Genomic DNA, 14,264 nt, shown 5'->3' on the forward strand with positions numbered 1-14,264 from the left:
TATGATGATGCTCCCGCCAGTGATCGTCTCCCTACCCTTCAAGGTGATCTTCTTCGTGCTCATCGACGGATGGTACATGCTTGCAGGCTCACTCATGGAATCCTATCTGCCCTACGCAGGCGGCGGATAGCCTGTCACGCCAACCCACATCTTCTTCTTTGCAAAAATACTCCGGGGGAGAGTGAACAGGTTCACTCGGGGGCAGAGCCCCCTATCCCGGCCAAATTTTAACCCCACATAAATCTTATCATTGCGCACCAAGGATAAATTGCGCTATCCATGAATAACTATCCTTGCAACCCGACAGCCGGGGTCACATGAACCAATTCGCATCCTTCCGCCGCGCCAAGCGCCTCACCGGCCCAGAGAAATCAGCCATCCTGTTTCTCTGCCTAGGTGAAGAACGGGGCAGCGCTTTGATGCAACAACTGGAGACTGGCGAGATCTCAAAAATCACCCGCGCAATTTCCGCAATGGGCGAAGTCCAAGCGGAAATCGTCGAAGAGGTCATGCGAGAGTTCGGACAGAAATTCTCTGGCTATGGCGGTATCACCGGTTCGGTTGAAACCGCACGCGGATTGCTCAAGGGCTTTTTGCCCGAAGACCGCGTCGAAGAAATCCTGAAAGAGATTGAAGGCTCCAACACGGGCGACCTTTGGAAGGACCTATCGCTGCTCGACGAGAAGATGCTCGCCGATCACCTGCGCAAGGAACACAATCAAACCGTCGCCGTGATCCTGTCAAAAATCACCCCAGATGCGGTGGCAAAGGTTCTGCCGCTCCTCGGCGAAGAACGCTCTGTTGATCTTGTCGAACGCATGGTTGGTATGGAAGAACTTCCCTCTGACGCCATCCGTGCTATCGAGGACAGCCTGCGCCATGACGTGCTCGCCAAAGCTGGCCATGACGCCGAAGCGGAAGCGGAAAAACAACTGGTCAAAGTCTTCAACAAGATCGACGGCAAATTGTTTGATAGCCTGTCGCGCGGGTTGGAAGAAAAGATCCCCGAAAAGCTCCGCTCGATCAAACAGAAGATGTTTGTCTTTGACGATCTCGTCAAAATTCAGGCCAGCGCTCTGGCGAAAGTGATGCGTGAAGTCACAGGCAACAACCTCCCGCTCGCGCTGCGCGGCGCAGAAAAGGATGTGCGCGAACATTTCCTGAACTCGATGCCTGCGCGTTCCCGCGACATGTTGGTGGATGAGATGAAGGCCATGGGCCCCGTCAAATCCCGCGACGTGAAAGCCGCCCAATCAGAGATGGTGGAAGTGGCCCTGAAAATGGCGGAAGCAGGCGAGATCGAACTGCCTGACAATGACGATGAAGATATGATTGACTAGCGGAAGAGCGCAGCCGCCGAATAGTTGATCGGCGGGATATCAATCGTTGCTGATACAAACTGCCCAGACACATTCCCAAGCAAAGACACCGCGGTGCTGGTTGCAAATTGCGGCGGATTAAGTGCATCGGAAATCGCCACATACCGGGTGATCAAACTGTTCACCTCATCGGGGTCTTTCAACTTTTCGATGTCGTAACGCTGTTCGAAAATGCGCTCTTGCTGATCAATATCCAAAGTCGCCATAGACGCAGGCAATCCAAGGGCCGTACGGAAGAAAGTACCTATTTCTCGGTCCTTTAGAACGTCGACCCAATTGTCGATCTCATCCACTTTTGACCGCAACTCCAACACCGTGCCAACGGTGGAGTTCTGTTCATTGTGTTCAATTTGAAAACGCGTCTCAAAGAACTTATCAACGATACCTTCTTGCCAGCTTGTGTCAGAAAAGTCTGGCGATTGCGCTCCGTCCTCCGTTGTAAATCCAAGGGCAGCGTGCAGCTCTCCCAAGTTCACATTGGTCAACCGGTTCACCAAGGATGTCTCATCAGACGGGTCGCTCTCCAACACTTTGCGGATCATACCCCGGCCAAAAATCTGATCTTCAAGATCAAATGCCTTCATCACAAAGGAATAGACCTCGAAATCCGCGACAAATTCTTCAGGGCTGGAAATGGATGCAATGCGTTCACGAAATGCATCGGCCTCTCGCTGATTGCGGGGCTCATTACGCAGGCTCTCCAATTGACGATCCTTTGTGGAGTCAATGAAGTTTAATGCCAGTTGGCTACCAAGACCTGCGATTGAGAAGACCATGAAAACACCTATTCGGCCGCCGTGGCCAGGTTTTCCTTGCCTTTGATCATATCCAGAAGCCGCGCTTCATATTCGATCAAGGGGCGTAGGGCGCGCATCGCCTTATAGAAATCCGCCGCCGACACATGGTTCGCTGCTTCAAAGATATGGCCGCCAATCTCCTCATGGAAAATCGGAACAAGTTTTGCCAGGTCTTTATGAATAACGGGGACCAGCTCGTCGCGAATATCCGGGCGGAGCAAACAAGACTGAATGAAGTAGTAGACGTTTTTGACTGGCGTGCCTGCCTCGTCCTCTGCCAACAAATCTACACCGCGAACAATGTCCGCATGGTTTTCAATCGTCAGCATCTGTCTTCGATCCGCATTGCGGATCACGCAGCCATTAATGACGATCTTTTCATTGGGTTTCAGAGTCAGACGTAAAGCCAATCTCTACTCCATTACATGCATCGGATTGCCTTCCAAACCGCGGATGATGCTGCGGTTAATGTCCAGCAATGGTTTAATTTGTTTTTCGCCTTTAAGGACACCATTGGTATGAGTTTCAACCCAGAGGGCAAGAGAAATCAACCCGGCTTTTAGATCTGGGCTCAATGCATTTGCGTTTTCTGCCAGATCATTGCGCATCGTCATCCAGATGCGCTCATTGTACCAAAGCGTGTCGCGAAGGCCTTCGGCAAGAAGCGCCAACCGGTCGCCAGACGTCGCCGCCTGGTCAAACGCCAGATACTTAGATTCCATTTCTGCGGTCACATTAGACAGGACGCGCCTCTCAATCTGCCGCGGCGACTCCGTTTCGGAGATCGTACGCTTGTACGCAGCTATGCTCATTGATTAGTTTCTTTCGAACTATTGTTTTTATCTGCCTCACAAGAACAGAGTATCTATTTGAGGTTAAAACCGGATTAATCCTTGCCCGGAAAAATGGATAAAATCAGAAAAATTCACACAATTTTAGCGATTGTTTCAGTTTCGACACCAAATTGTTGCACAACTCATGGGTTATCCGCCGCTTTTTTGCCCGATTTCGCCCCTTTCTCGCCAAAGTCCCGAAATAGTTAATATTTTCGGAACCAACATGTAATTCCCTGCCCCACCCCCAAGGCAATTAGGGTTCCCCCGGTGCAGAAGCATCCTGTTCACATCTCGTTTCGGTTGAAACCGAAGAGGGAGCTTCCATGCGTATCTTGGCCGTAGACGACGACAACAATATCCGTGACCTTCTATCCACTGCGATTTCCGCGGAAACGGAGCACCGCGTATGGACTGCAAGCAATGGTTATGAAGCCTTAGACTTGGTGCGCGACGCGGAAGAGCCCTTTGATTGCTTCCTGCTCGACATCCAAATGCCAGAGATGGACGGCGTCGACTTGTGCGCCACCCTGCGCGGTATGCCGGATTACCGTCATACGCCGATCCTTATGCTGACAGCCATGCAGCAAAAGAAGTTTGTGGACCGCGCCTTTAAAGCGGGTGCGACAGATTACATTTCCAAACCATTTGAATTCCTAGAACTCTTCAGCCGCCTCAATGTGGCAGAACAGATCGTATCCGCGCGCACCGGAACGGACCGCCGCAAGGCAGAAGTCATTGCTCTGCAAGACGACCTGACCCGCAGCCTCGAACACAGCCTGAGTGAACCAATCGAAATCCTCGGGGTAGAGCGCATCGTCGGATACGTCTCTTTTGAGAATTACCTGCTGCAGCTGTCCCGCATGAAAATGCTGACCACCAGCGTTTTTGCTTTGAAGATCCTGAACGTCGAGAAGGTCTTCCGCAACCTGCCCCGCGCCTCTTTCCGTCATCTGCTGTCAGACATTGCCCAGCTATTGGGTCAGGCCTACGGCGAGGACAGCGACCTGATCACCTATCGTGGCAACGGCGTCTTTGCATGCGCCACCTCAAGCCGCCGGGCGTTTTCACAGTTTGAATTAGAAAAGTCCCTGAACAAAAAGATCCGCGATCTCGCCGCCAGCCGCATGGCGGGGATCAGCGTGCAGATCTGTTCTGGTGAACCGGTCTCGCTGATTTCCCTCACCCGTACCGGCACCCTAGCAAGCTTGCAGAACGCGGTCGCCCGCGCCGAAGCCCGCGCGGACAGCTATTCAGAGATATTGCAAATGTCCACGCGCATCATGCGCAGCAAAGACCTGCAGAACAAAAGTCTCCAGCGCGAGCGTCAGGCCTATAAATCGCTGCTCAAAGAAGCGATGCCAGAGGAAGAGCTGCTACAGCGCTCACACGTCTGACGCGCCATAATGCTTGTCCCGGCTCATTTTCCCGATCCCAGGGTTAAATGAGTTCGTCGGGTCACAGTCCTTGTAATGCGCCGCCAAGTCCGGCTTGGCTTCATAAATGTGACCCACATTGTGCTCTGACGGATATTCCGCACCGCGCTCATCAAGGATCTTCAGCATCGCTGCCTTCACCTCTTTGGGGTCATGGCCTTTCTTCACGATGTAATCCTGATGCATCACATGGCACATGAAATGACCGTAATAGAGACTGTGCACGAGCTTATCGGTGATCTCTTTCGGCAGCTTCTCAACCCAGTCCCGATCGTTACGACGCAGAGCGATATCCAACGCCAGAATGTCTTCCACCTCTGATCGGTGAACGGCCATATAGCGCACCGCCGCGCCGGCCGCAGCAAACCGGTGAAGGCCTGCTAGCTTCGCTTCGCGCGCATCGCAGGCAAAGAACTCTGCTTCCCGACCCGCAAAATGCTCTGGCAAAAACACTTCCGCTTCCGCAATACCACCATCGCGCATTTTCAATATCAGGTGGTGCTGAAACCGGTCGCGATACTCCAGCATCTTCTTGGGCAAAACACCGGGTGTGATCCAAGACACGAATTGCATGAAGCGGTCGGTTAGATTGGCCAACGGCCCCAGCGGACGCAGCCAAGAATCCACCTTGCCTTTCAGCGCAAAGAACATGGGAAGACGATCAGTGCCCAGCCAATCAATCATCATGACCGTGTCTTTGCCGTAGCGCTCGGACACGTTGAACAGGTCTCGCTCCATATATTCGGCAGAGATCGGCAGGTTTTTGAACTTGGTCAGGATATGCCGACGCAGCTCTGTCAGGTCGTCCACCTCATTGGTGCCGATATAAAACGTCTTGGTTTCAGGCGGCTTTTCAAACGTATCCAGCCGTACCGCGAACACCACCAACTTGCCCGCAGACCCCGCGCTTTCAAATAACATGCGCTTATCGGCATTGTAGCGAGACGGTGTGTCCGCATCGACTTGGCGCACCACATCCACATAGTCGCTGGCTGAAGCTTTTTTGTTCCCCTTGGACGGCGTCTTGTCGTAGTCGCCGTTTTCCAAACGGGTCAGCATCTCTTCCGGTGTATCCCCCAGATCAATGCCAAGGTGGTTCACCAGATCAAGCTGTCCATCGGCACCCACCCGGGCGAACATCGAGAGCTCCGTATAGGCCGGACCACGCTCCACCAAAGAGCCGCCAGAGTTGTTGCACACGCCCCCCACAACGGTTGCGCCAATGCTTGACGATCCAATCACCGAATGGGGATCACGACCCAAGGGTGCAAGCAACCGTTCAAGCGAAAAGAGCGTTGCACCGGGGAATGAGACAACTTCAGCCCCCTCATGCAAGAGCGCGATCTGATCCATACGCAGAGTGTTGATGATGACCACGTCACGGTCATAGGCGTCCTTAGGGGTTGATCCTTCCGTCAGGCCGGTATTGGCCGCCTGTAGGATCACGATCTTATCGGCCGCCACGCAGGTCTGCAAAACCTTCCACAGTTCAAGCAGCTTGCCCGGCCGCACAACGCAAAGCGCGCCGCCTTTGCCAGAGCGAAACCCAATCCGAAACCGTTCGGTCGAACGCTCTCCGGTAATGACATATTTCTTACCAACGATCTCGCGCAGGTCTTTCAGCAAAGCGGCGTTGTCCATAGGGTCACCTTTTATACTGGTCCACTTTGTTTACCAATTACAGGGATTCTTAGCATACAGCAAGGCACGAATAGTCGCAGTGTGCCAAGCACCAGCCTGCGGCCAAAGAAAAAGGGCGCCCCAACCGGAGCGCCCTTTCAACTCAACTCACCAATTTGGTTTAGCCGATGATCTCGTTGAACGTTGCGGATGGACGCATCACAGCCGCTGTCTTCTCTGGATCGGTCTTGAAGTAACCGCCCAGATCCGCTGGCTTGCCTTGCGCCGCTGCCAGCTCTGCAACGATCTTTTCTTCGCCAGCAATCAGCGCCTCAGCGATTGGGCCGAAGTGGTTTGCTAGCTCGACATCGTCAGTCTGCTTGGACAACGCGTCCGCCCAATACCGCGCGAACCAGTAGTGGCTGTCACGGTTATCAGGCTCACCCACTTTACGGGATGGGGACTTGTTGTTGTCCAAGATGCCTTGGGTCGCTTCTTCCGCCGCACGGCCCAGAACACCCGCTTTTGCGTTGCCTTTGCTGTCCGCTAGGAAGTTGAAGCTTTCACCCAGCGCACAGAACTCACCCATGGAGTCCCAACGCAGGTGGTTTTCTTCCGCCAGCTGTTGAACGTGTTTTGGCGCAGAACCGCCAGCACCGGTTTCAAACAACCCGCCACCTTTCATCAGTTTCACGATGGACAGCATCTTCGCAGAAGTGCCCAGTTCGAGAATTGGGTAAAGGTCGGTCAGGTAGTCCCGCAGAACGTTACCGGAAATCGCGATGCTGTCGTCACCTGCCGTGATGGTTTTCAGGGTCTGAGCTGTCGCTTCGCGTGGTGCGAGAATTTGGAACTTGTCCGCAACACCTGCTGCTTCCAGAGCAGGCTTCACGATTGCGATCAGTTGAGCGTCGTGACCACGGTTTTCGTCCAGCCAGAAGATCGCCTCAGAACCAGTCAAACGCTGACGGTCCATCGCCAACTCGATCCAGTTCTGGATCGGTGCCGCTTTCGCGGTGCAAGACCGCCAGATGTCGCCACCTTCAACGTCATGGGAATGCAGCGTCTCGCCATTCGCCAGAACCACGCGAATTGTACCATCTGCTGGCGCTTCAAATGTGGTTGGGTGAGAGCCGTATTCTTCAGCTTTTTGCGCCATCAGGCCAACGTTTGCGACCGCACCCGCTGTGGATGGGTTCAGCGCGCCATTGGCTTTGAAGAAGTTGATCGCTTCGTCATAGATGGTGGAATAAGAGCGATCCGGGATCACACAGTTTGTGTCACCCTTGTTGCCCGCTTCATCCCAGCCTTTACCGCCTGCACGGATCACCGCTGGCATGGAGGCGTCGATGATCACATCAGATGGAACGTGCAGGTTGGTGATACCCTTGTCGCTATCAACCATATACATAGACGGACGATCCAGCGCTGCGATCTCTGCTTTGATCTCGGCTGCGTTGTCCATGCTATCGATTGCCGCCAGAACGTCACCCAGACCGGAATTCGGGGAACCGCCCGCCGCTTTGATGGCCTCGCCGTGCTTGTCCCAAACTGGGCCCAACCAAGCCACAACCGCGTGACCGAAGATGATTGGGTCAGAGACCTTCATCATGGTCGCTTTCATGTGAAGCGAGAACATGGTGCCGTCGGCTTTGGTGTCTTCAATCGCTTCAGCAAGGAAAGACGCTAGGGATTTCGCAGACATGAATGTCGCGTCCGCCACGGTGCCCTCTTCCAAAGGCCATACATCTTTCAGAACGGAAACCGCACCGTCTTTGCCAACGAATTCGATCTTCGCGTCACCGGCTTGCGCCGCTGTGATGGTCGCAGAAACCTCGTTCGCGTAGAAGTCATTGCCCGCCATGGAGCTGACTTTGGTTTTGCTGTCAGACGCCCAGGTGCCCATGGAGTGCGGGTTGTTCTGTGCGTAGTTCTTCACAGCTTTTGCCGCGCGACGGTCAGAGTTACCTTCACGCAGAACCGGGTTAACCGCGGACCCTTTGATGCTGTCATAACGGGCGCGGATCGCTTTTTCTTCGTCCGTCGCTGGCGCTTCTGGATAATCCGGCAGCGCGTAACCTTTGGCTTGCAGCTCTTCGATTGCCGCAACCAACTGGGGCACGGACGCAGAGATGTTTGGCAGCTTGATCACGTTCGCATCCGGTGTTTTCACCAAGACGCCGAGGTCTGCCAGGTCATCAGACTGACGCTGTTCGTCGGTCAGAGACTCAGGGAATGTCGAGATGATTCGGCCCGCCAAAGAGATGTCTTTGGTGCCTACATTCAGATCTGCGGCTGCCGCAAATGCGCGGACGATTGGCAACAGAGAGGCAGTTGCCAATTCTGGCGCTTCGTCTACAATTGTATACAATACGTCAGGTTTCGATGTGTCGGTCATTGAATTTTCGCCTTTCACCGTTCTTCGAAGGGGGGCTTGCGCATCGGTTTCCAGCAGTTGGACAGCGCAAGTAATCGTGATCCTTTGAGGGCTCAAAACCCGAGCCCGCTCGCGCGCCTTTTAGTACAAACTAGCGCAGCAATCAATGCACTCGGTGACGCAGGTCCGTCAGAATTGAGCAGATTTACGGCTACTGGCGCGCTGATCGAATGTGAGCGGCTAGGCGTTTTCTTCAAATACCCCGGGCACCAGCTCTTCCCAAAACGCAAAGATCGCCGAAGCATTCAACGCCGAGTTCCAGCCATGGGCACGGAACTCTTCGCGAGACAGATCATCGTCCAAGGAGGCCATGAACAGCCGCTTATCTGCATCCCGCTGGGTTGGGTTTCGCGCACTCACCATATCCGCCACGATTGCAAACTTCCGACCGCGCTCCGCCTTGGCTGCCCGGCGGCTATCCACCTCTGCATCTGCCGCCTGGATTTTTTCGGCCCGCTCGGCCGCCGCACGTTTGGCGTCATCAGATGGTTCCACAACCACATCAGCTGTCGGCTTATAATCATCTCGAATGGCAGCGGTCAGATATCCGACTTTGGATTTCACCGTCCCCTGCCCCTCCATATATGACAGCTTCTCGCGCACATAATCCGCTCCATGTTCCGCAATCCATTGCCGTGCCAAACGATCAGAGATCCCCTGCTCGATCAGCGCTTTGTAAACCGGCAGGTTCCGCGTGCCATCGCTGTCATCAATCTGGAACATCGCCAGCTGCGGGTTCTCTTTGATCAAAAAGCGAATGTCGGTGACCGCCCGGCCCTTTTTCTGAAACTCCGGCGTAATCTCGATATCGCTGCTTTTGTTCACCTCGGCGACGGCCGGTTTGATGATCTTGGCATTCAGATGTTTGAAGCTCTCATAATAGCTAGAGCCATCCACCCCCATCAGCTTGCGGAATGTATCCAGCGACCACCACCCGGTGCTGCCGGTGCGCACAAATCGATAACAGTTTTCATACAGCGCCAAGCCGTGACCCGAGCTGAAATTCTTCTGAATATGCACATTGATCAGCGCATAGATTTTTGGATCATGCAATTTCTGCGCCAAGGCGGGCGAATAGGCGTATTCGCAAACTCCGTTCTTCAGCTTGGCAAAAGAAAGCAGCGAACTGACGCCCCACTCTTGTTTGCCATCTTCATCAAGCATGTCCCATTCGGCGACCGTCTCTGCCAAGGCCCTCAGGCTCCCCCGCAGCGTGTCAAAATCGTTGGAGTTATAGCCAACCATCATCGCCAGTGTGCGCGCATCAATCGAATGGCTTTGGGCTGAGGTCAGAGAGTCATAGGCATTCAGCAAAAGAACATTGGACAGTTTCCGCTGCAGCAAGCTGAGCTTGCCGCTGATATGGATCGCCGCCACATTCTTTTTCACCGTTTCCCGCCGCAACGCGCCGGTGAGATTGTCCATGTCGATCTGGGTTTGTGCCATGATTCTTGGTCGCTCGATTTTGGGTAAAGCCTTGCACAGAAAGGTACCCGCTCGCAAGAAACATCTGGGTTCTTTAAGCGATCCCGGAAACGGGTACCCAAAGACTCTTCTTGACTCATAGGTCCCGCCAACCCTTCGAATCAGGAGTCGAGATTGGGACTCCGGGAGTCAAAATGTAGGATTCAGGTGCCGAAATTGGTGGAAATGTAGGGGGCAGCAGGCGAAAACCCCCCATATGTTGCGGCCCCGGGAATCGGTTCCCCTCTTCCTGTGTTTGGGTACCATTGATCCCGTATTCGGGTCCCTTAAGTCCCGGAATCGGATACCTTTCATCCTGTTTCAGGGTTCCCAAAGCGACCTAACTGCTTGAAAAATATTACGTTTAAACAGCTAAAGAATCTAAATATCTTAAACTAAATAAACTCTTTGTTGGCCTGTTGTTTCATTTATTTTGATTAGAATTATGGGTTTCTCTGCGAAACCTCCTAATCTCAGTTCACTAAACTGCCCCATCCGACACGGAATGCTTTCTCCTTCATAAAATGTGCGCTAGATTCGGATATATCTTAAAAACAGGCGCACATATTCAGAGGCAACGAACAGTGAGCAAAGCTCCCACCCCTCCCCTGCCCCCTTATTTGAACTTGGATCCCAAGGCTGCGGCAGAGAAGTTACCTGATCCTATCGACACGACACGATTCGCAAAAGCCGCCGCTTTTTGCGCAAAGGGCCGCGAAGACATGGCCCGCCGCGGCTATGCACCGGATGGCGAGAAACGTCTGCGGAAATTCTCCATTTGGGAAATCACCAAATACCTGATCCCCGTCGCGCCAGCCCATCTGCGCCGCGTCTTAAAAGCGAATGAAGATCTGCCTCAGGGTGAAGGGTCTGGCGGCTCCAAATGGTTCACCTTGGAAGAGGTCCTGACATTGCGCAAACACTTCCACCAGGAAGGTGTCAGCACAAAGGAGTACCTGCCCTACCGTCCTGAAGGCCTGCCTGCCAAAGTTGTTGCGGTTGCCAATTTCAAGGGTGGTGTCGGCAAGACCAGCACCGCTGCACACCTGGCCATGTCCGCTGCTTTGGATGGCTATAAGGTTCTGGTGATCGATTTGGATTCCCAGGGATCCATGACCTCGATCTTGGGCGGGTCCGTTCCTGATGAATGGAGCACAGTCTTCCCGCTGATTGCAAAGGACTACGCCAAGGCGGTTGTATCCGAAAACGAAGTGCGTCGTGCCGGTGGTCAGGCTGAAATTCCTCTGGATGAAACCCTGAACGAAGCGCTGGGTGTCGGCGCAAAAGACGTCATTCAGAAAACCCATTGGCCGAACATTGATTTGATTGGCGCGCAGCTCAATCTCTATTGGGCGGAATTTCAAATCCCGGTTTGGCGCATGGGTCTGCGGAATTGGCCGCTTTGGGATGGTTTAACGAACTTCCTAGAAGACGAAGGGGTGTTGGATGAATACGACGTGGTGTTCCTTGATACGCCCCCTGCCCTCGGTTACCTGACCATCAACGGTCTCGCGGCCGCGGATATTCTGCTGGTGCCACTGGGCGCGTCGTTCCTTGAATTTGACTCCACCGGTCGTTTCTTTGACATGCTCTATTCGACCTTCGCCAGCATTGAAGATGGCGAAAACGCCGCTGCGCGGGCCGCTGGTTTACCTGAACTTAAGTTTGAATGGGATGTAGTGAGGGCGATCGTCACGCGCTTTGATGCGAGCCAACAGACCGATATGGCAAATGTCATTCAGGCCTATTTCGGCGATTTCATGAATGCGTACCGGCAGGATTACACGGCGTTGGTTGGTCAGGCTGGCGAACAGGTGAACGGGATCTATGAAGCGGACTACCGGGACTTTAACCGCGACACCTATGTGCGGGGGCGTGAAACCTTTGATCGCACCTATGCGGAATTCAAAGAATTGCTGATCGGCAGCTGGTGGCGTGACGCGAATATGGAGGATGAGTGATGGCGAAGCGTAGACGCTTGGTGGCTCCGGATCAGTCGGAGCTGGAGAAACTGGACGAGGGTTTCGCCGCGAAACCTCCCCTTGGGCAGTCGATGACACCACCGATTGCGCAAGTCGCCGGCGAGGCGGCAGCGGTCGCGGCGATGGGCAATATCGGTGATCGCGCACAAGCGGCAAAAGATACGGCGGATGCTGAGAAATGGCGCGAGGCGGAAACATCGGGTCGCATTGTTGAGCGCATCGCGATCAACGAAGTCCAGGCGGATTACCTGCGCCGGGACCGGATCGACGAAAGCCCAGAAGCGCGTCAGGAGCTGCTTGATTCAATCCGCCAGAACGGTCTGCGCGCACCAATCGAAGTGGTGGCTTTGGACGAAGGCTTTGGTTTGATCGCCGGTCACCGCCGCCTTGAGGCTTTCCAAACGCTTGCGGTGAAGGATGCGGAATTCGCGACCATTCCGGCGTTCATTCGTAGCCCGCGTGACAGTGCCGATGCTTACGTGAATATGGTGGAAGAGAACGAAGTCCGGGCGAACCTGTCGCATTATGAACGGGGCCGCATCGCTGTTTTGTCAGCACAAAGCGGTGTGTTTGAGACTGTTGAAGACGCCATTAATCGACTGTTTGAAAGCGGGTCAAAATCCAAGCGTTCAAAAATCCGCAGCTTCGCAATAGTACATGAAGCCTTGGGAGATTTGTTGCAGTTCCCCAAAGAGCTGACCGAGAAGTCTGGCCTTAAGATCGCCGCGGCGCTGCGTGGAGGGGCGCAGGCCAAGCTCAGGGCCGCAATCGGCGATCAGGCAGCGCTGACGCCGCAACAAGAAGTCGCTGCGCTTGAGAAGGCGCTGGACGCTGCGGAGCCTTCAGAAAAGGATCAATCCCGGGGTGGGCGACCGAATGTGAACCATCGTTTGCCGACCGTCTTTTTGGAGGATGGAGGGCAGGTGAATGTCCAACATTCCGAAAACGGATTGAAAGTCGAAGTGAAGGGTCGGGCGATTGACGAAGCCTTGGCGCAAGACATCCTCGCGCAGGTGAAGCTTCTGCTGGATTGAATCTGCGCAAATTCGAGATCATGGGGTAGGGCACATTATTATCAGATATTGTGCCCTACAGCATTAACCCACTGGACCAGTTTATTTGTCTCGTCGCACGCTAAACATGCGCGAGTTCGACCTGAACCACGTTGGTATGCTTCACTGAAAAAGACGCTGCGCAAATTTCTAAGTAAAACAGCCAGCTCCGAAGAAACGCTTGGTCATAGCCAAGACCAAAGACTTTTTCGCTTTGCTCTCTTAGTCGGCCAGCCCAGATACGACAGGTGCGGGCATAGTCCTGGCCAAAAGCGAAATTATCCTTCACCACCAGTCCCGCCTGTCGCGCTTGATCGGAAATTACCGCATCTGAAAGCAGCATCCCACCGGGGAAGGTATATTGGCGAATATAGTCACTACTCTGGCGGTAAAGGTCGAAATAGCTGTCTTGAACGGTGATGGCTTGGATCACCGCGCGCCCACCCTCAGCAAGGCGCGCTTTCAATGTTCCGAAGTAACTGGGCCAATAGCGCTCGCCGACCGCTTCGATCATTTCGATTGAGACAATGTTGTCGAAGGTGCCTTGGGTTTCGCGGTAATCCTGAAGGCGGATCTCGGCGTTGCCATCAAGGCGCGCTTCGGCGTAACCCTTTTGGCTGGGAGAAATGGTAAGACCGGTCACAAAGCGCCCCTTATCTGCGGCACGTTCGGCAAAGCCACCCCAGCCGCAACCCACTTCAAGAACACGCTCACCGTCACTCAGACGGCTTAGAACCCGGTCGTATTTATTGGCCTGCGCGGCCTCCAAATCAGTCTCTGAATCGCCGAATAGAGCCGATGAATAGGTCATCGTGCGGTCAAGCCAAAGCTGATAGAATTCGTTGCCAACATCGTAATGTGCTTTGATGTTGCGCGAAGCGCCTTTGACGGAGTTGGCGCGCAAGAGCCGGTCGACAATCAGAAACTTGAACTTGTTTAGTTTGTTCGGGTTGGCGAAGGTCGCGAAGTGGTCGAGGTTTTGCAACGCAACTGCCACCAGTTTTTCAATAGACGACGTTTCCCATAGGCCCGCAACGTAGGTTTCGCCAAGGCCCACATCGCCGCGCGCCGCAAGGGCGGTCACGACGGACCAATCTTTGATCTCCATATCCGCTTCTGTGCCATCGGTGCCAAAATGATGGATTTCACCTTCAGGTGTTTTGAGCTGTAAGCGGCCAATAGAAATCGTGCTGCAAGTGTCGAGGAACTCGCGTTTGACGGCGTCTGACAAGGTGCTCATGGGTGATCTCCTTACTGGCGGGGC

General features: G+C 54.0%; 11 protein-coding genes and 1 pseudogene. 5 read left to right on the plus strand and 7 right to left on the minus strand.

Going from position 1 to position 14,264, the window contains the following annotated elements:
* Both TA5113_RS17225 and TA5113_RS09695 read left to right on the plus strand, forming a co-directional pair.
* Positions 1-130 (plus strand): annotated as a pseudogene (locus tag TA5113_RS17225) (flagellar type III secretion system pore protein FliP); the annotation flags it as partial.
* 187 nt (positions 131-317) lie between these two features.
* Positions 318-1,340, plus strand: coding sequence for a flagellar motor switch protein FliG (locus TA5113_RS09695; protein WP_058314879.1), 1,023 nt, complete (start codon positions 318-320; stop codon positions 1,338-1,340).
* Here the strand turns inward: TA5113_RS09695 and TA5113_RS09700 are convergent.
* From TA5113_RS09700 to TA5113_RS09710, 3 genes are read right to left on the minus strand one after another with little or no spacing between them, the layout of a single operon-like run.
* On the minus strand, positions 1,337-2,155 hold the full coding sequence (locus TA5113_RS09700) for a DUF1217 domain-containing protein (protein ID WP_058314878.1): 819 nt from the start codon (positions 2,153-2,155) through the stop codon (positions 1,337-1,339). The genes TA5113_RS09695 and TA5113_RS09700 overlap by 4 nt on opposite strands.
* 8 nt (positions 2,156-2,163) lie before the next feature.
* Complete coding sequence (locus TA5113_RS09705; protein WP_058314877.1) at positions 2,164-2,586, minus strand: flagellar biosynthesis repressor FlbT; 423 nt, start codon at positions 2,584-2,586, stop codon at positions 2,164-2,166.
* Between the two features lie 3 nt (positions 2,587-2,589).
* Entirely contained in the window at positions 2,590-2,988 is a 399-nt protein-coding gene (locus TA5113_RS09710; RefSeq protein ID WP_058314876.1) for a flagellar biosynthesis regulator FlaF, read from the minus strand.
* Between the two features lie 347 nt (positions 2,989-3,335).
* On the opposite strand from TA5113_RS09710, the gene TA5113_RS09715 reads away from it, so the two are divergent.
* Positions 3,336-4,406 carry a response regulator gene (locus TA5113_RS09715; protein WP_058314875.1) on the plus strand — a complete coding sequence of 357 codons (1,071 nt, stop codon included), beginning with the start codon at positions 3,336-3,338 and terminating at the stop codon, positions 4,404-4,406.
* Here the strand turns inward: TA5113_RS09715 and dld are convergent.
* The 3 genes from dld to TA5113_RS09730 all read right to left on the minus strand — a co-directional run bounded on the left by dld (position 4,395) and on the right by TA5113_RS09730 (position 9,948).
* On the minus strand, positions 4,395-6,086 hold the full coding sequence (gene dld, locus TA5113_RS09720; protein ID WP_058314874.1) for a D-lactate dehydrogenase: 1,692 nt from the start codon (positions 6,084-6,086) through the stop codon (positions 4,395-4,397). The two genes, TA5113_RS09715 and dld, sit on opposite strands and share 12 nt — an antisense overlap.
* Positions 6,087-6,246: 160 nt before the next feature.
* On the minus strand, positions 6,247-8,463 hold the full coding sequence (locus TA5113_RS09725) for an NADP-dependent isocitrate dehydrogenase (protein ID WP_058314873.1): 2,217 nt from the start codon (positions 8,461-8,463) through the stop codon (positions 6,247-6,249).
* A gap of 219 nt (positions 8,464-8,682) precedes the next feature.
* The gene (locus TA5113_RS09730; RefSeq protein WP_058314872.1) at positions 8,683-9,948 is read right to left on the minus strand and encodes a replication initiation protein; all 1,266 of its coding nucleotides are present in this window, start codon (positions 9,946-9,948) and stop codon (positions 8,683-8,685) included.
* A 602-nt stretch (positions 9,949-10,550) separates the two neighbouring features.
* Between TA5113_RS09730 and TA5113_RS09735 the strand changes: the two genes are divergently transcribed.
* Together TA5113_RS09735 and TA5113_RS09740 are read left to right on the plus strand one after the other, a co-directional pair.
* Entirely contained in the window at positions 10,551-11,927 is a 1,377-nt protein-coding gene (locus TA5113_RS09735) for an AAA family ATPase (RefSeq protein WP_058314871.1), read from the plus strand.
* Positions 11,927-12,982 carry a ParB/RepB/Spo0J family partition protein gene (locus TA5113_RS09740; protein ID WP_058314870.1) on the plus strand — a complete coding sequence of 352 codons (1,056 nt, stop codon included), beginning with the start codon at positions 11,927-11,929 and terminating at the stop codon, positions 12,980-12,982. The genes TA5113_RS09735 and TA5113_RS09740 overlap by 1 nt, the downstream gene beginning before the upstream one ends.
* A 100-nt stretch (positions 12,983-13,082) precedes the next feature.
* Here TA5113_RS09740 and TA5113_RS09745 read toward each other — a convergent pair whose 3' ends face one another.
* Positions 13,083-14,240 carry an SAM-dependent methyltransferase gene (locus tag TA5113_RS09745; protein ID WP_058314869.1) on the minus strand — a complete coding sequence of 386 codons (1,158 nt, stop codon included), beginning with the start codon at positions 14,238-14,240 and terminating at the stop codon, positions 13,083-13,085.
* Positions 14,241-14,264 lie beyond the last annotated feature (24 nt).

The organism is Cognatishimia activa (assembly GCF_001458335.1).
GTDB lineage: Bacteria > Pseudomonadota > Alphaproteobacteria > Rhodobacterales > Rhodobacteraceae > Cognatishimia > Cognatishimia activa.

Coding starts and splice junctions, on each gene's coding strand:
- TA5113_RS09730 (WP_058314872.1), bottom strand. CDS start 9,948: ATGGCACAAACCCAGATCGACATGGACAATCTCACCGGCGCGTTGCGG.
- TA5113_RS09725 (WP_058314873.1), bottom strand. CDS start 8,463: ATGACCGACACATCGAAACCTGACGTATTGTATACAATTGTAGACGAA.
- TA5113_RS09695 (WP_058314879.1), top strand. CDS start 318: ATGAACCAATTCGCATCCTTCCGCCGCGCCAAGCGCCTCACCGGCCCA.
- TA5113_RS09745 (WP_058314869.1), bottom strand. CDS start 14,240: ATGAGCACCTTGTCAGACGCCGTCAAACGCGAGTTCCTCGACACTTGC.
- TA5113_RS09715 (WP_058314875.1), top strand. CDS start 3,336: ATGCGTATCTTGGCCGTAGACGACGACAACAATATCCGTGACCTTCTA.
- TA5113_RS09740 (WP_058314870.1), top strand. CDS start 11,927: ATGGCGAAGCGTAGACGCTTGGTGGCTCCGGATCAGTCGGAGCTGGAG.
- dld (WP_058314874.1), bottom strand. CDS start 6,086: ATGGACAACGCCGCTTTGCTGAAAGACCTGCGCGAGATCGTTGGTAAG.
- TA5113_RS09700 (WP_058314878.1), bottom strand. CDS start 2,155: ATGGTCTTCTCAATCGCAGGTCTTGGTAGCCAACTGGCATTAAACTTC.
- TA5113_RS09710 (WP_058314876.1), bottom strand. CDS start 2,988: ATGAGCATAGCTGCGTACAAGCGTACGATCTCCGAAACGGAGTCGCCG.